Raw genomic sequence first — 21,335 nt, forward strand, 5'->3', positions numbered from 1 at the left:
AACGCCGAGGGGGCTCAGGCGGTCGCGCCACGACCGCGCGACGAGGAGGTTGTCCGGTGTCAGCGGGTGGGGCCCGCCGGGGACGGCGGGACAACGGGCTGGACGCGAGCGAGTACGCCGTCGCGGGCGATGTCGATCCGCGGGTCGGCGAGCACCTGCTCGACGTGCTGGCGGCCGGCGGGATCGCCGCCTACCTGCAACCCTCCGCCGACCTGAACCCGGTTACCCGCACCACCACCGTCCCGGCCCGGCCGGTCGACCGGCTCTACGTCGACCGCTCGCACCTGCGTACCGCCCGGGACTACCTGACCCAGCTCGCCGACGAGGGTGGCACCGAGCCACCCCGGCAGGACGAGCCGGACATCGACGTCGAGTGGGCGCGCATCGTGGCCGGCTTCCACGCCACCCCCGCGACCGCCGGGGCCAATCCGTGGCCCGCCGCGGAGGACGTGGACGAGGCGGGGCCGGCCGGTGGGGTCACCCGGTCCGGCGGCGAGGATCCGACCGGGCCCACCACCACCGACGTACGCCGGTTGCCCTGGGCCGCGGACGTGTCCGGGATCTCGGTCGGTCGCGGCCGGCAGGACGAGCCGTCGCTGCTGGACGGGCTGGACACCTTCGGCGCCGACCTGCCGGACGACGAGAGCGACGAGGGCTACACACCCCCGCCGCCCCCGCCGTTGCCCAGGATCTCGAAGTACGCCGTCATGGGCGTGCTGGGCATCGTGGTCGGTTTCGTGCTCTTCCTCTTCCCCGACGTGCTCCCCGCCGACCGCGCGGTGGTCACCTTGCTCGGTTTCACCGGCATCCTCGCCGGCTTCGTCACGCTGATCTGGCGGCTGCGTCCCGGCGACGACGACCGGGACCCCGACGACGGCGCCGTGGTCTGACCGTCGCCCCGTCGGGGCGGGGTTCCGGGCCGGAGTGCCCGCATCGCGGGACCACCGCGGCCCCTGCCGATGGCGTAACAGTGGTGTAACTTACTGTCAGTAGGAATACCGCTGTCCGTCACTTCCCTCGCTGACTGCCCGGTTTTTCCTTTCTGCGGCGGTCACTCCTCAGCTGATCGGAATGCCCGAGATGCGACAGAGTTCCCTCGTGGTGGTGGCCAACCGCCTCCCCATCGACGACAGTGTGGCGCCCGACGGCGCCTGCGAATGGCGCCGCAGCCCGGGCGGGCTGGTCAGCGCCCTGCACACCCTGCTGCGGCACACCCCGGCGACCTGGGTCGGCTGGGCCGGTGGCACCGGCACGGCACCCGCCCTGCCCGACGTCGACGGCGTTCGCATGCACACCGTCCCGCTGAGCGCGGAGGACCTGCGCGACCACTACGAAGGTTTCGCCAACGCCACCCTGTGGCCGCTCTACCACGACTCGGTGGAACAGCCGGAATACCACCGGCGCTGGTGGGAGGCCTACCAACGGGTCAACCAGCGGTTCGCCGAGGCCACCGCCGACGTCGCCGAAGAGGGCGCGGTGGTCTGGGTGCAGGACTACCACCTGCAACTGGTGCCGGGCCTGCTCCGGGCGTTGCGACCGGACCTGCGGATCGGCTTCTTCCTGCACGTGCCGTTCCCGCCCCCGGAGCTGTTCATGCAGCTCCCCCGCCGCGCCGAACTACTGCGCGGCATGCTCGGCGCCGACCTGGTCGGCTTCCAGCGGGCCCAGGCCGCGCACAACTTCGCCCAGCTCGTCGCCAAGGTGCTCGGGGTGCCGGCGACCGACCGGCGGATCGCGGTCGACGACCGGGTGGTCCGCATCGGCGCGTTCCCGGTGTCGATCGACACCGTCGAGATGGGCGCGCTGGCCACCCGCCCCGACGTCGTCGACCGGGCCAGCCGGCTGCGCCGCGACCTGGGCAGCCCCGACCATGTGGTGCTCAGCGTCGACCGGATGGACTACACCAAGGGCATCGAGCAGCGGCTCAAGGCCTACAGCGAGCTGCTCGCCGACGGGCACGTCAAGGTCCGGGACTCGGTGCTGGTGCAGGTGGCGGTGCCCAGCCGGGAACGCGTCGGGCAATACCAGATCCTCCGCGACCGGGTGGAGCGCGAGGTCGGGCGGATCAACGGCGAGTTCGGCCGGGTCGGCGAGCCGGCCATCCACTACCTGACCCAACCCTTCGACCGGGCCGAGCTTGCCGCGCTCTACCGGGTGGCGGACGTGATGGCGGTGACCCCGCTGCGGGACGGGATGAACCTGGTCGCCAAGGAGTACGTGGCCGCCCGGGTGGACGACAGCGGCGCCCTGCTGCTCAGCGAGTTCGCCGGGGCCGCCGCCGAGCTGTCCGAGGCGTACCTGGTGAACCCGCACGACCTGGAGGGTCTCAAGCAGGGACTGCTGGCGGCGCTGCGGGCGAGCCCCGACGACACCCGGACCCGGATGCGGGCCATGCGGGCACACCTGCACGAGCACGACATCCGGGCCTGGGCCCGCTCCTACCTGTCCGCGCTGGACGACAGCGGCTCCCTGCTCACCCGCCTCGGCGCCACCGGCTGACCAGCGGGGCCGGCACGCCGCGGCGGTCCGACGCGTGGGCGGGGTGGTGCGTCGGCTCAGGCCGACGGGGTCGGCTCCTTCTGCAGCCAGTCGAGGATCGCGTCGACCGGCTCCGACCAGCGCGCGTCGAGCATCAGGTCGTGCCCCATGCCGGGGAACAGCAGCGGGGCGGAGCCGAACCGCCGGGCGGCCCGGGTCAACGTCGCCGCCGGCACCACCCGGTCGTCCGGGCTGCCCAGGACCAGCACCGGGGGGTCACCCACCGGCGGCTCCGGGGCCCGCCCGGTGAGCAACTGCCACTGGGCCCGCCGACCGGCCCGGCCCAGCCGGGAGACGTACGCCCGGGCCTGCTCCTCGGGCAGCTCCCGGCTGAACAGCTGGCGGCGGGTGAGCCGCAGCGGCCCACCCACCAGCGCCGGAAGCGTGCCCAGCGGGTTGCCCCGCAGCGCGGCGCCGAGCGTCCCCCACCCGCCCAGCACCGGTGCGACCAGCACCGCCGCGCGCGCCGGGTAACGCGCCAGGGCGTGCGCCACCACCAGGGCCCCGGCGCCGTGTCCCACCAGCACCGCCTGGCGTGGCAGGCTCGCCGCCACCTGGACCACGTCGTGGGCGTACGCCCGCAGCGTGGCGTCCGGCGCCGGCCCGCTGCCGCCGTGCCCCCGCAGGCTCAGCGCGTACGCCCCGAAGCCCCGCGACGCCGCGTGGCCCAGCCAGTGCTCGGCGAACGCCCACGCCCCGTGCCCGAAGCCGGGCACGAAGAGCAGCGGCGGCCGCCCCTCCTCCAGCTCGGGCGTGGCGCTGAGCACCTCCCGCCGGACCGGGCGCACCGGCCGCGCCCACTCCCGACCACGCATGATCCGTACCGAACGAGAAGCGGTCATCACCGAACTGGCCTTTCGTTCGCGACTGCGGGGCTCCGCTCCGCTGCACTCCTCGCGCTCACCGGAGCCGGCCTTTCGTTCGCGACTGCGGGGCTCCGCTTCGCTGCACTCCTCGCGCTCACCGGTTGCCCTCCAGGTCGTGCAGCGCGCGCTGGACGGCACGCAGGTAGTCGGCGTGACCGACCTCGAACCAGTGCCGGCTGCTGTCCTTGACCTGCCCCGAGTAGCGCTCCCCGGCGTGCGCCTCGACCTTGCCGGCGAAGGCCGCGGCCCGGTCCGGGCGGGTACGGCGCAGGCGCAGCAGGCGGGCGAAGAGCACGGTCTGCCAGTGCGAGAGGGTGAAGATGCCGGAGTCCGGCTGCACCAGGCCGGCCACCGCGAGGGTGGGGTGGCCCGGGGTGAACGCGTTGAGCCACAGCCGCGGCCGACCGGCGCCCTCGTCGTCACCAATGATCTTCGGATCGAGGAACTCGAAGCGCGGCAGGTAGCCGGTGGCGAAGACGACCAGCTCCGGGTCGATCTGGCGACCGTCGGACAGCTCCACGCCGTACGGGTGGAAGCGGGTCACGTCGGGCACCGGGGTGATCTCGCCGTGGCCCACGTAGTAGACCAGTTGGCTGTTGGCGATCGGGTGCGTCTCGTAGACCCGGTGGTCCGGCTTGGGCAGGCCGAAGCGGGTCAGGTCACCGACGGTCAGCCGCAGCGTCCAGTGGTAGAGCCACTGGCGTACCCGCAGCGGCACCCGCAGCGCGAGCAGCGCGTCGTTGACCTGGTCGGCCGGGCGGCCCAGAACGTACTTCGGCGCGTACCAGTAGCCCCGCCGGGTCGAGTGCCAGCACCGGGACGCCTGCTGGGCGGCCTCCACGGCGATGTCGCAGCCGGTGTTACCGGCCCCCACCACCAGCACCCGCTTGCCGCGTAGCTGCGCCGGGTCCTTGTACGAGGAGGCGTGCATGATCTCGCCCCGGAACTCCTCCAGCCCCTCGTAGCGGGGCAGCTTCGGCGACCAGTTGTGGCCGTTGGCGACCACCACCGCCGCGTACCGGGAGGTGCGTTCCGGCCCGTAGCCGCCGGTGCTGCGGGTGGTCACGTCCCACCGGTCGCCGGCCACCGGCTCCACCCGCACCACCTCGGTGCCGAACCAGATGTGCGACCGCAGGTCGAAGTGGTCGGCGTACCGCTCGAAGTAGGCCAGCAACTGGCTGTGGTGCGGGTAGTCCGGCCAGTCGTCCGGCATCGGGAAGTCCGGGAACTGGGTGAACGGCCGGGACGAGATCAGGTGGGTGCTGCCGTAGACGGGGCTGCGGTCGTGCCGCCAGTTCCACGCGCCCCCGACGCCGGTCTCGCGCTCGTAGCAGTCGACGCCGAACCCGTGTTCCTTGAGGTTCTTCACCGCGGTCAGCCCGCTGGCCCCGGCCCCGATGACGCAGACGGTGTCACCGCGGTCGGCGACCGGACGTCCGTCGTGGGTGAGGGCGAGCGTGCCCGCATCCGGGTCGGGCCGGCCGTGGTCGGTGGAGGTGGACACCGATGAGTCTCCTTCGTACGGCACGAGTGCCGGTCGCGCAGCATCCTCTCCACATCGGAGCGGGATGTCCAGCCCGACCGGCGGGCGCGGTCAGCCGTCGGCGGGCAGCAGCAGGTCGACCAGGACCGGGAAGTGGTCGCTGGCCCGCCGGGTCTGCGGCGTGTCCACCACGTCGTAGTCGACCACCCGGATCCGCGGGTCGACGAAGAGCGCGTCGATGCGCCGGCTCGGGTTGGCGCAGGAGAAGGTGAGCCGGTCGGCCCGGTCCATCGCCAGCGCCGCGTCGGTGAGCCCGGCGGCCACCGTCGCCCACGCCGGCCCGTCGGGCCCCTCGTTGAGGTCCGCGCCGGCGATCACCGGCAGCGTCGCGGCGTCCAGGTCGCGCTTGAGCAGGGCGGCCTGACCGGGCCGCTCGGCCGGGTCGGTGGACAGGTGCGACCCGGCCACGGTGAACCGGGCGCCCCGGCCGACCACACAGTCGGCGTACGCCACCCCGCGCAGGTGCCGACCCGGGGTCAGCGGGAAGCGCCCGCACCGGGTGTCGGTGACCCGGACCCGCAGGCTGGTCAGCAGGACGTTGCCCAGCGACGGCAGGCCGCCGGCGGCGACCACCAGGCCGAACGACTCGGCCAGCGCGGCGGTCTTCTGCCGCCACCGGAACCGGCGCGGCCCTTCCTGCACGATGACCACGTCCGGGGCCGCCGCGCGGACCACCGCCGCCAGCGCGGCGGTGTCGTCGCGCTGGCTGTGGATGTTGTACGACACGACGCGCAGTGGCACGCCGTCGGTGTGCTCGACCATGCTCAGATCCTGCGGGCGAGGTCGGCGGCGCCGATGACGCCGGCGGTGTTGCCCAGCTCGGCCGGGCGGATCTCGGCCACCGGCAGCCGGCTGCGCTGGGCCAGCGCGTCGGCGAAGGAGCGGCGGGTCGGGCCCATCAGCAGGTCCCCGGCGTCGATCACGCCACCGCCGACCACCAGCACCTGCGGGTCGAGGATCTGCGCCATGTCCGCGAGGCTGGTGCCCAGCCAGCGGCCGACCTGCGCGAACGCCTCCGCGGAGACCGGGTCGCCACCCTGGGCGGCGGCGGTGACCATCGGGCCGGTGATCGCCTCGGCCTCCCCGCCGGCCAGCTCCAGCAGGGCGGTGGCCCGGTGCGGCTCCTGACGGGCGGCGGCGCGGGCGAAGCGGACCAGGGCGCTGCCGCTGGCGTACTGCTCGATGCAGCCGAGCCGGCCGCACCCGCACTGGTGCCCGTCCGGCACGGTGAGCATGTGACCCAGCTCGGCGGCGATGCCGTTGGCACCGCGCACCAGTTCGCCGCCGAGGATGATGCCGCCGCCGACACCGGTGCCGATGGTGAACATGATCATCGAGTCGTCGGCGTCCCGGGCCGCGCCGTGGCGGAACTCCGCCCAGGCGGCGACGTTCCCGTCGTTCTCCACGATCACCGGCAGGCCGACGGCGGCGCTGACGTACTCCCGCAGCGGTTCGTCCCGCCACGCGAGGTTCGGGGCGAAGAGCACGGTGGAGCGGCTGGCGTCGATCCAGCCGGCCGCGCCGATGCCGACCGCGTCGACGGTACGACCGGCGGCCAGCTCGGTGGCCAGCTCGATGATGACGTCGCGGGTCTTGGCGACGTCGTCGGCGGGAGTGTCCCGTCGGGCCTGCACGAGAACCCTGCCGGTCTCGTCCACGACACCGCCGGCGACCTTCGTGCCACCGACGTCGACTCCGATGGTCAGCGTCACCGCTGCCACTCCCCTCTGCTGTGCTGTCCGGCGTCCGGCCGAACCGGCCATGGTTGGACGCCGGATCGTCCGGTGGTCAGGCTCCGTCGCCCGATGCGTCCCCGTCCGCGCCGTCCGGCGCTCGCGAGGCGGGCACCGCGCGACGGTCGGCCGCCGGCCGGACCTGGGCCGGGGCGACCGGCCCGGCGTCGTCGACGGGCGGGGCGGCGGTCGGTTCGACCGGCTCCTCCGCCCGGGTGGCGGCGGACCAGACGTCCCGCTCCGGCGCCGACGGAGAATCATGCCCGCTACGGGTGGCCTCGCGCCACACGTGATCGTCGTCGCTGCTCCCGCCACCGCCCGGCGCGGGGTGCGTGGGCCCCCCGCCGGGACCGCGGGGTTGCTCCGGCGGGGCGAACGCGCGCAGCAGACTGGCCACTCCGGCGGCCAGATCACCCGCTCCGGTGGCCAGCCGCTCGGCGAATTCCGGACTCGGGTCCCGCATTGCCGCGATAGCCCGACAGACGGGGCAGACGCAGCATTCCGGCGCGCCGGTGGACAGACCACCCCCGCCCGGGGCGGTCGACCCGCCCGGGGCGGCGCTGTGACCGAGGACACTCGTCACGATCCCACCGAGCGGACCCCACTGGCCGGCGCCCGAACCGGCGGTGGCCAGTCGGGCGGTGGCCAGCAGGGTGGCGACGAGTCGCTCCGCCTCTTCCCGGGCCGAACCCGGATCCGTTGCCCCCATGGTCGGCTCCTCTACCGTGGCGTCCGCGCCACCGGCCGCGTCAGTGCGCCGCACCGGGTGCTTCTACCCGGCGCTTGAGCTGCTTCAACGCGGTATCCATGATCATCTTCTCGGCCTTGCGACGGAACATGCCCAGCATCCCCACCGACAGCTCGACCTCCAGCGTGTAGGTCACCGTCGTGGTGCCGTCCGGGTGCCCCTGAAGGTCGTACGACCCCTGCTGGGAACGCTGCATCTTCGACGGCGCGACCAGGTGCCACTCGATCCGGGAGAGGTCCTCGGCGTACGCGTACGCCAACACGTACTCGTCGGCCATCACCCCGGCGTCGATGGTGAACCGGACCTGACTGGCGTAGCCGTCCTCGTACTCCTCGACCACCTCGACCCGCCGCATCGCCTCGGACCACTCGGGGTAGCTCGGGAAGTCGCAGATGACCGCCGCCACCCGTTCCGGTGACGCGCCGATGATGATCGACTGGGTGGTGGAGTCCGCCATGGGGGGAGGCTACCCGCCGGGCGCAGCACCTGCCCCGCGCCGCCCCCGGCACGCCGCACCCGCCCGCCGCCGGCCCCTTCCCGGGCAGGGTGCGTGGGCCTGCCTCTTCGCCCCGGCCGGGTGGGCGGGTAGGTTTCGACATGGCCGACCCCCCTGCCGGGAGGCGGCCGGCCTGGTCAGTGTGAGCACGAGGGAGTGCAGGTGCGCGAGTTCTCCGTCCCGCCGATCGTCACCGTCGGCGACGCGGCCAACCTCACCGACCCCGTCTGGGACAACGCCGAGGCCGCCCCGGACGCGGTGCAGTTCGTCCGTCCCGACGCCGACGGCCGGCCCACGGTCGAGGTCACCTGCGGGCAGTTCCGGGACGAGGTCGTCGCGGTGGCCCGGGGCCTCGTCGCGGCCGGCGTGCAGCCGGGCGCCCGGGTGGCGCTGATGAGCCGCACCCGCTACGAGTGGACCCTGCTCGACTACGCGATCTGGGCGGCCGGCGCGGTGACCGTGCCGATCTACGAGACCTCCAGCGCCGAGCAGGCCGCCTGGATCCTGGCCGACTCCGGCGCGGTGGCCTGCGTCGTCGAGTCGACCGCCCACGCCACCCTGGTCGCCGGTGTCCGGGACCGGCTGCCCGAGCTGGAGCACGTCTGGCAGATCGAGCTGGGCGCGGTGGACGAGCTGACCGCCGCCGGGGCGACCGTCGAGCCGGCGGAGATCGAGCGGCGGCGCAAGGCCGTCCTCGCCGGCGACCTGGCCACCATCATCTACACCAGCGGCACCACCGGCCGTCCCAAGGGCTGCGTGCTCACCCACCGCAACATGTACGCCGACATCGCCAACGCCGTGCCGGTGCTGCCGAACCTGTTCCGCGAGGGCGCCTCGACCCTGCTGTTCCTGCCGCTGGCGCACGCCTTCGCCCGGCTGATCCAGATCGGCGTCGTCCAGGCCCGGGCGACGATGGCGCACTGCGCGGACACCACGAACCTGGTCGCCGAGTTGCAGGAGTTCAAACCGACCTTCGTGCTGTCGGTGCCCCGGGTCTTCGAGAAGGTCTACAACGGGGCCAAGCAGAAGGCCGAGGCCGACGGCAAGGGCAAGATCTTCGCCCGGGCCGAGGCGGTCGCCATCGCGTACAGCGAGGCCCTGGAGACCTCGGCCGGGCCGGGCCTGGCGCTGCGCGCGCAGCACGCGGTGTTCGACCGGCTGGTCTACGGCAAGCTGCGCGCCGCGCTCGGCGGCCGCTGCCGCGACGCGATCTCCGGCGGCGCGCCGCTCGGCGCCCGGCTGGGGCACTTCTTCCGGGGCATCGGGGTGACCGTCCTGGAGGGTTACGGCCTCACCGAGACCTCCCCCGCCGCCGCCGCGAACCTGCCCACCGGCACCCGGATCGGCACCGTCGGCCGGCCGCTGCCCGGGGTGACCATCCGCATCGACGACGACGGCGAGATCCTGATCCTCGGTGACCTGGTCTTCCAGGGTTACTGGCGCAACGACACCGCCACCGCCGAGGCGCTCACCGCCGACGGCTGGTTCCGCACCGGGGACCTGGGACAGCTCGACAACGACGGGTTCCTCAGCATCACCGGCCGCAAGAAGGAGATCATCGTCACCGCGGCCGGCAAGAACGTCGCCCCGGCCGTGCTCGAGGACCAGGTCCGCGCCCACCCGCTGATCAGCCAGTGCGTGGTCGTCGGCGACCGGCAGCCGTTCATCGCGGCGCTGGTCACCGTCGACGAGGAGGCGCTGCCGAAGTGGCTGGAGCAGTCCGGCCTGCCGGCCGACACGCCGGTCGAGCGGCTGCGCGACCACGAGAAACTGCGCGCCGAGATCCAGGGCGCGATCGACGCCGCCAACCAGTTGGTCTCCAAGGCCGAGGCGATCAAGGTGTTCCGGGTCCTGCCGCACGACTTCACCGAGGCGACCGGCGAGCTGACCCCGTCGCTGAAGGTCAAGCGGCAGGTGGTGCACAAGTCGTACGCGGCGGAGATCGCCGACATCTACCGAGGCTGACTACGATCCGTCACGTGCCCGCCTCGACGCCCACCCGGCCGCATCCCCATCCCCTCGCCACCGCCGCGCGCGTGGTGATGCTGGCGCTGGTCGCCGTCCTGACCCTGTTCGCCACGCACGACGTCACCCAGCTGTGGTGGATCGTGCTGCTGGCGGTGGCCGGGCTGCCCGCCCTGATGGCACCGGAGCACCCGCTGTTCGGCCCGCTCAGCCGGGTGGCCGAGGTGCTCGTGCTCGGCCTGGCCGCGAGCCAGGTGGCGGCCGTGGCCACCATCGGCGGTGAGATCGGCGGTCTGGGCGCGTCGGCGGTCCTGCCGTACCTGGCGGTGCCGGTGACGGTCACCGCGCTGCGCCGCCGGTTCCGCGAGGGCGCCGCGCTGCTCGCGGTGACCGCGGCGACCCTGCTGGTGGCGGGGGCGCTCACCGAGGTGGGCGGGGAACGGCAGATCGGCCAGATCGGCTACCTGGCGGTCTGCGCCCAGTGGCTGATCCTCGCCGGTCTCGGCCTCTACGCCGCCGGCACGCTGCACCGGGTGATGCAGGCGCGCGGCGACGGCAAGCCCCAGCCGTACGCCGAGGCGACCCGGCTGCTCACCCAGCTGCGCACGGTCGCCCGCCAGCTGCCCGGCGCCACCCTCGACCCGGGCGGCATCTCCGAGCACCTGTTGGAGGAGCTGCGCACCGTCGCCCCGACCGACCGTGGGGCGGTGCTGTCGGCCAGCGGCGGCGGCCGGCTGGTGGTGCTCGCCCAGATCGGCGCGGACCGGGTGGACTGGGAGACCACGCTCGACGCCGACTCGGCCATCGCCGACGCGTGGGCCAGCCAGCAGCCGCAGACCGCGGCCCGCTCCCAGTCCCGCTCGCACCGCGGGGGCGACGTCTCCGCGCTGATCGTCCCGCTGGTGGCCGGTGTGCGTACGGTCGGGTTGGTGGTCCTGGAGGCGGACGCGGCGCAGGCGTACCCGGCCCCGGTGGTGTCCCGGGTGACCGGGCTGACCAGCCCGGCCGCGTTGCGGTTGGAGGCGGCGCTGCTCTTCGACGAGGTGCGCTCGCTGGCCACCAACGAGGAGCGGCAGCGGCTGGCCCGGGAGATCCACGACGGGGTCGCCCAGGAGCTGGTGATGGTCGGTTACGGCATCGACAACGCCCTGGCCACGGTCCACTCCGACGCCGCCGAGACCGAGGAGTCGCTGCGCCTGCTGCGCCAGGAGGTGACCCGGGTGATCCAGGAGCTGCGGCTCAGCCTGTTCGAGCTGCGCAGCGAGGTCGACCGGCAGGGCGGCCTGGCCGCCGCGATCGCCGAGTACGCCCGCACCGTCGGCGCCTCCGGTGGCCTGCGGGTGCACCTGTCCCTGGACGAGTCCACCGCCCGGCTGCCCGCCGCCACCGAGGCCGAGCTGCTGCGCATCGCCCAGGAGGCGGTGACCAACGCGCGCAAGCACGCCGGGGCGGCGAACCTCTGGGTCACCTGCGAGGTGGACCCCCCGTACGCGCAGATCGAAGTGTCGGATGACGGTCACGGGATCGGTGACCAGCGCCCGGACGGGCACTACGGTCTTGCGATCATGGCCGAGAGGGCGGAACGTATCCGGGGCCGGTTGGAGATCAGGCCGCGGCAGCCCAGCGGCACGACCGTGGCGGTGGTGGTCGGTTCGTCACCCCGGCGCGATAACCTGCGCGGTAGCGCAGCGGCAGCAGAAGGGGAGTAACCCGAGGATGACCACAAGTCCGACACCGGCCACCCGCACCAAGGTCCTCCTTGTCGACGATCACGACCTGATCCGCAAGGGTCTGCGGCACGCGTTCGAGCGTGACCGGCAGTTCGAGGTCGTCGGCGAGGCGGCCACCGCGGCGGAGGGCGTGCGCCAGGCCGGTGCGCTCCAGCCGGATGTGGTGATCATGGACCTGCGGCTGCCCGACGGCAGCGGCCTGGAGGCCACCCGGGCGCTGCGCAAGTCCAGCGCGTCGATGGGCATCGTCGTGCTCACCATGTACGCCGGCGACGACCAGCTCTTCGGTGCGCTGGAGGCTGGGGCGAGCGCCTTCGTGCCGAAGACCGCCCCCGCCGACGAGGTGGTGGCCGCCGCGCGGCACGCCGCCTCCTCCCCCAGCGCCTTCACCGCGGCCGACCTGGCCGAGGCGATGAAGCGCCGGCTCGCGCCGTCGGGACCCCAGTTGTCGCCCCGCGAGGGGCAGGTGCTGCGGCTGCTCGCCGACGGCATGAGCGTGGCCGGCATCGCCAAGCAGCTCTTCGTCAGCGAGTCCACCGCCAAGACGCACATCTCGAAGCTCTACGAGAAGCTCGGCGCGGCCAACCGGGCGCAGGCCCTGATGACCGCGCTGCGGCTGGGCCTGCTCGAGGCGCCGGACGCTCCGAAGTTCTGACCCGCTTCCCGACCGCGCCCGCCCAGTGGGCGGGCGCGGTCGCGTTCATCGACCGGTTTACCTGACCGACGCGGAGGCAGGCTATGGTCTCCCGAGCGACGCGGCCTCCGCGTGCGGCGAAGGGGTGAGGGCATTGCGGCGTCCGGAGTGGGCACCCGACGGGATCGACATCGAGCGCCCCAGCGTCGCCCGGATGTACGACTACTACCTCGGCGGCTCGCACAACTTCGCGGCGGACCGGGCGGCGGCCCAGGCGATGGTGGCCGCGATTCCGGAGGCGCCGCTGATGGCCCAGGCCAACCGGGCCTTCCTGCGCCGGGCGGTGCAGTTCCTCGCCGGGCAGGGCATCCGCCAGTTCCTCGACATCGGCTCGGGCATCCCCACCGTCGGCAACGTGCACGAGATCGCCCAGCGGCTGGTACCGGACGCGCGAGTGGTCTACGTCGACGTCGACCCGGTCGCGGTGGCGCACAGCCGCGAGCTGCTCGACTCCGACGAGTCGACCGTCGTCGTGCAGGAGGACCTGCGCCACCCCGAGCGCATCCTCGGCCACCCCGAGGTGCGCCGACTGATCGACTTCGACCAGCCGGTGGCGGTGCTGGTCGTGGCGGTGCTGCATTTCGTCTCCGACGACGACCGTCCCGCCGAGCTGCTGCGTACCCTCCGGGACGCCCTCGCGCCCGGTAGCGCGCTGGTGCTCTCCCAGGCCAGCGACGACGGGCGTCCCGACGCGGAGCGGGCCGAGGCCGAGGCCGTCTACCGGCGCACCGACAATCCTCTGTGGATTCGTAGCCGCCGGGAGCTGGCCGCCTTCTTCGACGGTTTCACGCTGGTCGAGCCCGGCGTGGTGTGGGTGCCGCAGTGGCGGCCGGAGTCCCCGGACAGCGCCGAGGACGCCGAACGGTCGGGCTTCATCGGCGGCCTCGGGTGGCTCGGTGGGTGAGCGGTCCGGGGTGACCGTGCCGGTCGTCGCCCGGCCCGGCGCTCCGGCACCCGCCGGTACGCCGCCCGGCCGGACCCGGACGTCGTCCGGCGCGCAGACCTTCGCCCGCGCCTGGGCCAAGGCGGTCGCCGGCACCAGCTACCTGCCGCTGACCCAGGCGCAGTTGGAGGCGCTGCTGCACGGCTTCACCGTCCGGCTGGCGGCGGCGCTACTCGCCGAGCCGCTCGACCTGCGGACCGGCCAGCGGATCGGCGCCGAGCTGGTGGCCGCGCACGTCGCCTCCGCCGAGGGGCTGGGCCGCACCGCCGAGGTGCTCCAGCTGCGCCTGGTCCGCGACCTCGGGCTGGTCGGCGAGGACGTCGAGGACCGGATGGCCCGGTTGCTGGGGGCGGTCGCCACCGGGTACGCCCGCGCCCTGCGGGACCGGACGCTGGACGAGCAGGAGTCGATCCGTCGGGCGGCGATGGCGGCGCGCACCCAGGCGGAGCGGGCGCTACGCGAGAGCGAGGCCCGCTTCCGGCACCAGGCCACCCACGACTCGCTGACCGGCCTGCCGAACCGGACGCTGTTCACCGAGCGTCTCGCCGCGGCCGTCAACGCCCCCGGGCGCGGCGCCGAACGTGTCGGCCTGTGCTTCCTGGACCTGGACCGGTTCAAGGTGGTCAACGACGCGCACGGACACCAGGTCGGTGACGCCCTGCTCGGCGCGGTCGGCGACCGGCTCCGCCGGGCCCTGGACGGGCACCTGGTGGCCCGGCTCGGCGGCGACGAGTTCGTCGTGCTGGTCGAGCGCAGCGCCGGGACCCGCGACATGATCGAGGTGGCCGAGGTGGCCCTGGCCGCCGTGCGCGAACCGGCCCCGGTGGACGGGCACGAGCTGACCGTCACCGCCAGCCTGGGCATCGTCGAGCGGCAGGTCGCCGGCGCCTCACCGGGGGACCTCATGCGGGCCGCCGACAGCACGCTGCACTGGGCCAAGGCGGCCGGTGGGGGCCGCTGGGAGCTGTACGACGCCGAGCGGGACCGCCGCGAGCTGGCCCGGTACGCGTTGTCCGCGGCGATCCCGGCCGCGTTGGAGCGGGGCGAGTTCTACCTGGACTACCAGCCGTTGACGTCGCTGCGCGACGGCCGGGTGGTCGGCGCCGAGGCGCTGGTCCGGTGGCGGCATCCCGAGCTGGGCGTGCTGCGGCCGGACAGCTTCATCGCGCTGGCCGAGGAGAGCGGGCTGATCGTCCCGCTGGGCGGCTGGGTGCTGGCCGAGGCGTGCCGCGAGGCGGAGCGCTGGGCGGCGACCTCGGCGGACGCGCCGTTCGTCAGCGTCAACCTGGCCGTGCGGCAGGTGCACCGCCCCGGTCTGGTGCAACAGGTGCGCGACCTGCTGGACCGGACGAACCTGCCCCCGCGGCGGCTTCAGCTGGAGATCACCGAGAGCACCATGATGAGCACCGCCGAGGAGCCGGTCCGCGCCCTGCGGCACCTGGCCGAGTTGGGCGTACGGATCGCGATCGACGACTTCGGCACCGGCTACTGCAACCTGGCCTACCTGCGCGAGCTGCCGGTGACGGAGCTGAAGGTGGCCGGGGAGTTCGTGGCCGGGCTGCGCGCGCCGGGCGGCCGGGCCGACGAGCGCATCCTGGCCTCGCTGGTCTCGCTGGCGCACGCGCTGGACCTCACCGTCACCGCCGAGGGGGTGGAGACCGCAGGTCAGGCCGAACGGCTCCGCGCGATCGGCTGCGACGCCGGGCAGGGCTGGCACTTCGGCCGCCCCGAGCCCGCCGACCGACTTCTGGCCCGGCTGACCTGACGCCGCCCGCGGTGCGGTCCGGGGCGGTGTCAGCCCCTCAGGAGGGTGGTCAGGCGCTGGGCCTGGGTCTCCCAGCGCCACTCGCGTTCGACCCATGCCCGCCCCGCGGCGCCCAGGTGGCGGGCCAGGTCCCGGTCGGCGAGCAGGGTCGCCACCCGGTCGGCGAGCGCGGCGACGTCCCGGCCGGGCACCACGTATCCGGTCTCCCCCTCCCGGACCGCGTCCGGCGCGCCGCCGGAGTCGCCGGCCACCACCGGAAGTCCGGTCGCCGACGCCTCCAGGTAGACGATGCCCAGCCCTTCCACGTCGAGACCGCGGTTGCGGGTGCGGCAGGGCATCGCGTACACGTCGCCGGCGGCGTAGTGGGCGGGCAACTCGGCGGTCGGCACCGAGCCGGTGAAGACCACGTCCCGTTCCACCCCGGACTGCCGGGCCAGCTTCTCCAGCGTCGCCCGGTAGGGGCCGCCGCCGACGATCAGCAGCGCCGCGTCGGGAACCCGGCGGCGGATCTCCGGCAGCGCGCGGATCAGCATGTCCTGGCCCTTGCGCGGCACCAGGCGGGACACGCACACCACCACCGGCCGGTCGGCGAGCCCGAGGCGTAGCCGGACCGGCTCGCCGTCCACCGACGGGTGGTAGGTGTCGGTGTCCACGCCGGGCGCGAGCCGGCGCAGGTCGGTCACCCCGTGCAGCGCCCGCTCCAGCCGCACCCGGGTGTACTCGCCGAGGTAGGTGGTCACGTCCACACCCTGGCCGATGCGGCGCAGCGCCCGCCGCGCGCCGGGCAGGGCGGCCCAGCCGACCTCGTGGCCGTGGGTCAGCGCGACCACCCGCCGGACGCCGGCCCGCCGGCGCAGGCCGGCGGCGAGCAGCCCGAGCGGCGCCGCCGCGCCGAACCACACGGTGTCGCAGTCGTACGCGCGGGCCAGCCGCGCCGCCCGCCGGGCCACCAGGGGGGTGGGCAGCAGCACCCTGGTCCGTTCCCGGATCACCTCGAAGGGCTGCTCCGCGTCGAACTTCTCCGCGTCCCGCCAGGACGACGTGTAGACCACCACCGAGCCGGTGGGTTGGCGTACCGCCAGGTTGTGCACGAAGGACTGGATCCCGCCGGGGCGGGGCGGGAAGTCGTTGGTCACCAGCAACGTGCGGCTCATCGGCCGAGCTCCCGGGCGTGGGCGCGGGCGGCGGCGATCCGCTCGACGGTGGACGGGTGGCTGGCCGAGTAGAGGTATTCCCAGCGGGGCGGGTCGGGGTCGGCGAGGTTGATGCCGGCGAGCCGGCGCTGCATCGCCTCGAAGGCGGCCGGGTCGCCGGTGAGCGCGAGGGCGTGCGCGTCGGCCCGCGCCTCCACCCGGCGGGACATCAGGGCCTGCACCGGCGCGGAGACCAGCCCGGCGACGGTGACCAGGGCGAGCAGCAGCGGGAACGCGCGGGGTTGGGCGACGGAGTCGACATCGGCCAGCCGCAGCAGCGGGCGGGACGAGCCGAGCAGGTAGAGCGCGACGACGGCCGCGCCGGCGCCGAGCGCGCCGGTCAGCGTGCCGACGGCGACGTCGGAGTCCTTGGCGTGGCCCAGTTCGTGTGCCACCACGGCGGTGACCTCGGCCGGGGTCGCCTCGCGCAGCAGGGTGTCGTAGACCACCACCCGGCGGGTGGGACCGAGCCCGGAGACGTACGCGTTGACCGCCCGGGTGCGCCGGGACGCGTCGGCGACGAGCACGTCCCGGACCGGTACGCCGTCCCGCGCGGCCATCGCGGTCAGCTCGGTGCGCAGCGGTCCCTGCTCCATCGGGGTGAACCTGTTGAACACCGGCTCCACGAGCACCGGCAGGACGAAGGAGAGCAGGACCACCAGGCCGGCCGCCCCGGCGGCGCCGAACGCCCACCACCAGCGGGGGGCGAGCCGGATGACGGTGTAGAACCCGAGCAGCGCGACCGCGCCGATGACCGCGCTCACCGCGTACGACTTGAGCAGGTCGACGGCCCAGCCGCCCCAGCCGTTGGTGCTGAGCCCGTAGCGGGTGAGCACGGACTGCCGCCAGGCGGCGAACGGGAGGGTCACCAGGTCGGCGACGAGCACCACGGCGAGACCGCCGAACACCGCCTGCGCGGCCCAGTGGCCACCGAAGGGGCGACCGGCGAGTTCGACCAGGCGGCCGCCCAGCGGGGTGAGACCGAGCGCGAGGGCCACCAGCAGGCCGACGGCCAGCGCGGTCCAGGTGCCGGGGCGCAGCGCGGCACGGAACTCCCGGCCCCGGGCGACCTGCTCGGTGGGCAGCTCACCGAGCGCGGCGAGCTGGTCGGCGCGGGGGGCCGGTGGCCGGTTCCACGGGATCAGCAGGGCGGCGGCCAGGACCAGCGCCACCACCAGCACGCCCAGGGTGAGGACCGCCCAGCCACGCGGGCTCAACGGGTCGCCCCGTCGGGATCCGGAGCGCGTCTCCCGGCCATCGGTCCTACCCCGGTCATCCCCGCTCCTCCCGCCCGGCGCGCCCATCGTAGTGCGACCGCCGATCCCGGCGATCACGAGCCGGCGCGCCGCCACGAGCCGACCGGTGACCGGCCCGGGTCAGGCCGCCCGGTGGCGGCGGCGGTCGGCCCGCCGGGCCGGCGGACGCGGCGCCGGCAGCACCTCGACGTCGAAGCCGGCCCGGGCGAACACCTCGATCGCCCGGGCCTCGGCGTCGCCCAGCCCGGCGGTCGCCGAGTCCGCGTCGAACAGCGCGGTCACCAGGCAGCCGGAACAGCCGTCACCCCGGATCCCGCACCGGTCGCAGTCGATCAGCATCTCGCCTCCTCGGAAGCGCTGGCGGTGCGCGGGGGGGCGAGCGCCGTCGCCACCCGAACACCGTCGGTCACATCGACGCTAACCGCCGGGTACGACAAGAACCGGGCAGTCACCGCCCAACCCGGATCTTGGTAGGCAACCGCCCCTGGAGGGGCCAATTCCGGCCAAGGTCCGCACCGGAGCGGAGGAGGGTCCCGCGGGCGCCGGCCGGCGCGTCCTCAGGAGCGGGCCAGGCGGCGCAGCAGCGAGTCGGCGCCGAGCGGGTAGGCGCCGTGCCGGCGTACGCCGTCGGCGACCTCCCGGTCCGAGGAGACCACGACCACCGGCCGGCCGGACGGCTCCGCGCGGACCAGGCGCCGGATCAGCTCGTCGGCGGTCTCCCCCTTGCGCGAGAAGAGCACCCGCACCCCGCGCGGGGTGGGCGGCAGGCCGTGCATCCGCTCCGCGCCGTCGAAGACCACGGTGACCTCGTCGCCGGTCTGCGCGGCGATCCCACCCAGACCGGTGATCAGCCGCTTGCGCTGCTGTTCCAGGGACATCTCGCCGAACCCGCGCTTGGTGACGTTGTAGCCGTCCACCACCAGGTGCGCCCTGGGCAGGGCGAGCAGCTGGTCCAGCCGGGCGGGGTCGTCGGTGTCCCGGGCCCGTGCCGCCGTACCGGTCGCCGTGGTGGCGGACTGGTCGGCGAACGCGTCGGCCACGAAGTCGCCCGGCATCTTCTCCACCGGGTCCAGCGCCAGCTCCCGGCGCAACCCGACGGCGGCCTGCCCGATGGTCTCCAGCAGCAGCCAGAGCCGGGCGTCGTCCACCGAGCGGGCCTCCTTGGCGCTGGCCCGGGCGACGCCGGCGGCGGCCTCCGCCTCGGCCAGCCGGGCCCGCGCCCGGCGCAGCTCCGCGTCGGCGTCGGCGGTCGCCCGCGAGGCGCGCCCCCGCTCGGTCGCCAGCAGTTCGGTGGCCCGGCGCTCCCGGGCCTGGATCTCCCGCAGGGAACGACCCAGCTGCCGGTTCTCCTCGCGCAACTGACCCAGCTCCTCGCGGACCCGGGCCAGCTCGTCACGCAGCTTCTCCGCCTCCACCCGGGCCACCGCCCGGTCGTGCTCGGCGCGGGTGGCGCGCTGCTCGGCCTCCCGGACCAGCTCGGCGACCACCGCGCTGTCCGCCTCGGCACGGACCGCGGCACCGCTGGCCTCGATCAGGTCGCGCCAGCCGCGCGGCCGGGCGAGGTAGGACAGGGCGGCCACCTCGACCGGGTCGGCGGCGGCCGGCGCGGTGCCGTCCAGGACGGCCGCGCCCAGGTCACCGGCGTCGGCCAGCACCCGGGCGGTGATCCGCTGCCGGAACAGCGGGTCGGCGGTGAGCTGGGCGGCGATGACGGGTGCGCCGAGGCGGGCCCGCCGGTTGGGGGCGAACTTCGCCACCCGCCGCAACGGCACCGGCACCTCGTCGGCGGGCAGCCCGGGCAGCGCGGCGGCGGTGAGCGCCACGATGCGCTGGCGGACCGGTTCCGGCAGGACGGGCTCCGGCTCCCCGACGGCGCCCCCACCGTCGTCGGGCGTGCCGGCGACCGGGTCCTCCCGGGGGAGGTCGTCGTACGGCTCGGTGAGGGGCATGTGGCAAGTCTCCCACCGCGACCGGGCCCACCGCCGGGTGAGTGAGCCGATCTCTCATCCTAGACGGGTGGTGACCCCTGGGACCGCTGGGACGGGAGTGTCGGACCGGACCGCTAGCGTGCCCGCGATGGCAGCACAGGAGTACGTCCAGGAGTCGCTGGCCGGTCTCGACCCGGTCACCGGCGGGGTCGATCCGGCGCTGCCGCTGTACGCGACGACGTTCGTGGTGGTCGACCTGGAGACCACCGGCGGCGCACCGGACGGCGGTGGCATCACCGAGATCGGCGCGGTGAAGGTCCGCGGCGGCGAGCAGCTGGGGGTGCTCGCCACCCTGGTCAACCCCGGCGTGCCGATCCCGCCGTTCATCACCGTGCTCACCGGCATCACCCAGGCCATGCTCGTGCCGGCTCCGCCGATCGAGCAGGTGCTGCCGAGTTTCCTGGAGTTCGTCGCCGACGCCGTGCTGGTGGCGCACAACGCCCCCTACGACGTCGGCTTCCTGAAGGCGGCCTGCGCCCGGCACGGCTACCGCTGGCCCAATCCCCGGGTCCTGGACACCGCCGCGCTGGCCCGGCGGGTGCTGACCCGCGACGAGGTGCCCAACCGGAAGCTGGGCACCCTGGCGGCCTACTTCCGCACCGCGACCCGGCCGACGCACCGCGCGCTGGACGACGCCAAGGCCACCGTGGACGTGCTGCACGGGCTGATCGCCCGCCTCGGCGGCCACCGGGTGGACACCATCGGTGACGCCATCGAGTTCGCCAGGGCGGTCACCCCGACCCAGCGACGCAAGCGGCACCTGGCCGAGGGGCTGCCGAAGGTCCCCGGGGTCTACATCTTCCGGGCCGCCGACGACCGCCCGCTCTACGTCGGCACCTCGGTGGACATCGCCACCCGGGTACGCAGCTACTTCACCGCCGCCGAGAAGCGGGCCCGGATCTCGGAGATGCTGGCCGCCGCCGAGCGGGTGGAGGCGGTCGAGTGCGCCCACTCGCTGGAGGCGGAGGTCCGGGAGCTGCGGCTGATCGGCGCGCACGCCCCGCCGTACAACCGGCGGTCGAAGTTCCCGGAGCGGGTGGTCTGGCTGAAACTGACCGACGGGCCGTTCCCCCGGCTCTCGGTGGTCCGCAACCTGGCTCCCGGCGACGACGCCTACCTGGGGCCGTTCGCCTCGCGCCGGGTCGCCGAGCTGGCCGCCGCCGGCTTCCACGACGCGCTGGCCCTGCGCCAGTGCACCCACCGGCTGTCGCTGCGCACGACGACACCGGCCTGCGCGCTGGCCGAGCTGGGTCGCTGCCCGGCGCCGTGCCAGCACCGGATCACCCCCGAGGACTACGACGCCCGCGCGGTGACGCCGTTTCGCACCGCGACCGCCAGCGACCCGCAGGTCGTGGTGGACGCCCTGCTGGCCCGGATCGAGACGCTCTCCGGCGGTCAGCGCTTCGAGGAGGCGGCGGTGGTGCGGTCGCGGCTGGCCGCGGTGCTGCGCGCGGCGGTCCGCATGCAGCGCCTGGCCGCCCTCAGCGGCATCGCCGAGCTGGCCGCCGCCCGGCCGGCGGCCCGGGGCGGTTGGGAGCTGGCGCTGGTCCGGCACGGTCGGTTGGCCGGCGCCGGGGTGTCCCCGCCGGGTGTCCATCCACGACCGACGATCGCGGCGATCCGGGCCACCGCCGAGACGGTCCTTCCGGGGCACGGCCCGGTGCCGAACGCGTCGGCCGAGGAGAGCGAGCGCATCCTGTCCTGGTTGGAGCGACCCGAGACCCGTCTGGTGGAGATCTCCTCCGGCTGGGCGTCGCCGGTCGCCGGCGCGGGCCGGTTCCGTGACCTGCTCAGCAAGGCCGAGGGGGCGGCGGGCCACCAACTCTCGACCGAACGCTCATGACCAAGTGACCGATCGGACTACGTCGACTCGCTTA

The 21,335-nt window shown here is 74.5% G+C and carries 18 protein-coding genes; 8 read left to right on the top strand and 10 right to left on the bottom strand.

All coding sequences use genetic code 11. From position 1 onward, the window contains the following. Window positions 1–56 precede the first annotated feature (56 nt). The gene (locus tag D7223_RS03555; protein WP_120724700.1) at window positions 57–890 is read left to right on the top strand and encodes a DUF308 domain-containing protein; all 834 of its coding nucleotides are present in this window, start codon (window positions 57–59) and stop codon (window positions 888–890) included. A gap of 190 nt (window positions 891–1,080) precedes the next feature. Next, a complete protein-coding gene (locus tag D7223_RS03560; RefSeq protein WP_120725724.1) occupies window positions 1,081–2,499 on the top strand; it encodes an alpha,alpha-trehalose-phosphate synthase (UDP-forming) in 1,419 nt (472 codons plus the stop codon). Window positions 2,500–2,555: 56 nt separating this feature from the next. Here D7223_RS03560 and D7223_RS03565 read toward each other — a convergent pair whose 3' ends face one another. The 6 genes from D7223_RS03565 to D7223_RS03590 all read right to left on the bottom strand — a co-directional run bounded on the left by D7223_RS03565 (window position 2,556) and on the right by D7223_RS03590 (window position 7,885). Further along, window positions 2,556–3,380: an alpha/beta hydrolase gene (locus D7223_RS03565; RefSeq protein ID WP_120724702.1), complete on the bottom strand. Its 825-nt coding sequence runs from the start codon at window positions 3,378–3,380 to the stop codon at window positions 2,556–2,558. A 118-nt stretch (window positions 3,381–3,498) separates the two neighbouring features. Continuing rightward, window positions 3,499–4,908 (bottom strand): flavin-containing monooxygenase, encoded by a 1,410-nt coding sequence (locus D7223_RS03570; protein WP_120724704.1) that lies wholly within the window; start codon window positions 4,906–4,908, stop codon window positions 3,499–3,501. A 90-nt stretch (window positions 4,909–4,998) separates the two neighbouring features. Further along, window positions 4,999–5,709, bottom strand: coding sequence for an endonuclease/exonuclease/phosphatase family protein (locus D7223_RS03575; RefSeq protein WP_120724706.1), 711 nt, complete (start codon window positions 5,707–5,709; stop codon window positions 4,999–5,001). A 2-nt stretch (window positions 5,710–5,711) separates the two neighbouring features. After that, window positions 5,712–6,659: an ROK family glucokinase gene (locus D7223_RS03580; protein ID WP_120724708.1), complete on the bottom strand. Its 948-nt coding sequence runs from the start codon at window positions 6,657–6,659 to the stop codon at window positions 5,712–5,714. 76 nt (window positions 6,660–6,735) lie between these two features. Then, window positions 6,736–7,389: a hypothetical protein gene (locus D7223_RS03585; RefSeq protein ID WP_120724710.1), complete on the bottom strand. Its 654-nt coding sequence runs from the start codon at window positions 7,387–7,389 to the stop codon at window positions 6,736–6,738. 40 nt (window positions 7,390–7,429) lie between these two features. Further along, window positions 7,430–7,885, bottom strand: coding sequence for an SRPBCC family protein (locus D7223_RS03590; protein WP_120724712.1), 456 nt, complete (start codon window positions 7,883–7,885; stop codon window positions 7,430–7,432). A 201-nt stretch (window positions 7,886–8,086) separates the two neighbouring features. On the opposite strand from D7223_RS03590, the gene D7223_RS03595 reads away from it, so the two are divergent. From D7223_RS03595 to D7223_RS03615, 5 genes are all read left to right on the top strand, one after another. Beyond that, window positions 8,087–9,889: an AMP-dependent synthetase/ligase gene (locus D7223_RS03595; protein ID WP_120725726.1), complete on the top strand. Its 1,803-nt coding sequence runs from the start codon at window positions 8,087–8,089 to the stop codon at window positions 9,887–9,889. Window positions 9,890–9,903: 14 nt separating this feature from the next. Further along, window positions 9,904–11,598 (top strand): sensor histidine kinase, encoded by a 1,695-nt coding sequence (locus tag D7223_RS03600; RefSeq protein ID WP_120724714.1) that lies wholly within the window; start codon window positions 9,904–9,906, stop codon window positions 11,596–11,598. Window positions 11,599–11,605: 7 nt separating this feature from the next. Further along, window positions 11,606–12,274 (top strand): response regulator transcription factor, encoded by a 669-nt coding sequence (locus D7223_RS03605; protein WP_007072219.1) that lies wholly within the window; start codon window positions 11,606–11,608, stop codon window positions 12,272–12,274. Between the two features lie 133 nt (window positions 12,275–12,407). Next, a complete protein-coding gene (locus D7223_RS03610) occupies window positions 12,408–13,217 on the top strand; it encodes an SAM-dependent methyltransferase (RefSeq protein ID WP_120724716.1) in 810 nt (269 codons plus the stop codon). Between the two features lie 16 nt (window positions 13,218–13,233). After that, window positions 13,234–15,021, top strand: a complete 1,788-nt coding sequence (locus tag D7223_RS03615; protein ID WP_120725728.1) for a putative bifunctional diguanylate cyclase/phosphodiesterase — start codon at window positions 13,234–13,236, stop codon at window positions 15,019–15,021. Between the two features lie 29 nt (window positions 15,022–15,050). On the opposite strand, the gene D7223_RS03620 is transcribed toward D7223_RS03615, so the two are convergent. The 4 genes from D7223_RS03620 to D7223_RS03635 all read right to left on the bottom strand — a co-directional run bounded on the left by D7223_RS03620 (window position 15,051) and on the right by D7223_RS03635 (window position 19,419). Continuing rightward, window positions 15,051–16,175: a glycosyltransferase family 4 protein gene (locus D7223_RS03620; RefSeq protein ID WP_120724718.1), complete on the bottom strand. Its 1,125-nt coding sequence runs from the start codon at window positions 16,173–16,175 to the stop codon at window positions 15,051–15,053. After that, window positions 16,172–17,431: a M48 family metallopeptidase gene (locus D7223_RS03625; RefSeq protein ID WP_120724720.1), complete on the bottom strand. Its 1,260-nt coding sequence runs from the start codon at window positions 17,429–17,431 to the stop codon at window positions 16,172–16,174. The genes D7223_RS03620 and D7223_RS03625 overlap by 4 nt, the downstream gene beginning before the upstream one ends. Window positions 17,432–17,590: 159 nt before the next feature. After that, window positions 17,591–17,809, bottom strand: a complete 219-nt coding sequence (locus D7223_RS03630) for a hypothetical protein (RefSeq protein WP_120724722.1) — start codon at window positions 17,807–17,809, stop codon at window positions 17,591–17,593. Between the two features lie 218 nt (window positions 17,810–18,027). Then, the gene (locus D7223_RS03635) at window positions 18,028–19,419 is read right to left on the bottom strand and encodes an NYN domain-containing protein (RefSeq protein ID WP_120724724.1); all 1,392 of its coding nucleotides are present in this window, start codon (window positions 19,417–19,419) and stop codon (window positions 18,028–18,030) included. Between the two features lie 127 nt (window positions 19,420–19,546). Here D7223_RS03635 and D7223_RS03640 point away from each other — a divergent pair, with 127 nt between their 5' ends. Continuing rightward, window positions 19,547–21,301: a DEDD exonuclease domain-containing protein gene (locus D7223_RS03640; protein ID WP_120724726.1), complete on the top strand. Its 1,755-nt coding sequence runs from the start codon at window positions 19,547–19,549 to the stop codon at window positions 21,299–21,301. Window positions 21,302–21,335: the final 34 nt, after the last annotated feature.

Origin of the sequence: Micromonospora endolithica (assembly GCF_003626595.1) — a bacterium.
Classification (GTDB): domain Bacteria; phylum Actinomycetota; class Actinomycetes; order Mycobacteriales; family Micromonosporaceae; genus Micromonospora; species Micromonospora endolithica.

Coding starts and splice junctions, on each gene's coding strand:
- D7223_RS03560 (WP_120725724.1), top strand. CDS start 1,081: ATGCGACAGAGTTCCCTCGTGGTGGTGGCCAACCGCCTCCCCATCGAC.
- D7223_RS03565 (WP_120724702.1), bottom strand. CDS start 3,380: ATGACCGCTTCTCGTTCGGTACGGATCATGCGTGGTCGGGAGTGGGCG.
- D7223_RS03575 (WP_120724706.1), bottom strand. CDS start 5,709: ATGGTCGAGCACACCGACGGCGTGCCACTGCGCGTCGTGTCGTACAAC.
- D7223_RS03585 (WP_120724710.1), bottom strand. CDS start 7,389: ATGGGGGCAACGGATCCGGGTTCGGCCCGGGAAGAGGCGGAGCGACTC.
- D7223_RS03590 (WP_120724712.1), bottom strand. CDS start 7,885: ATGGCGGACTCCACCACCCAGTCGATCATCATCGGCGCGTCACCGGAA.
- D7223_RS03605 (WP_007072219.1), top strand. CDS start 11,606: ATGACCACAAGTCCGACACCGGCCACCCGCACCAAGGTCCTCCTTGTC.
- D7223_RS03620 (WP_120724718.1), bottom strand. CDS start 16,175: ATGAGCCGCACGTTGCTGGTGACCAACGACTTCCCGCCCCGCCCCGGC.
- D7223_RS03630 (WP_120724722.1), bottom strand. CDS start 17,809: ATGCTGATCGACTGCGACCGGTGCGGGATCCGGGGTGACGGCTGTTCC.
- D7223_RS03635 (WP_120724724.1), bottom strand. CDS start 19,419: ATGCCCCTCACCGAGCCGTACGACGACCTCCCCCGGGAGGACCCGGTC.
- D7223_RS03640 (WP_120724726.1), top strand. CDS start 19,547: ATGGCAGCACAGGAGTACGTCCAGGAGTCGCTGGCCGGTCTCGACCCG.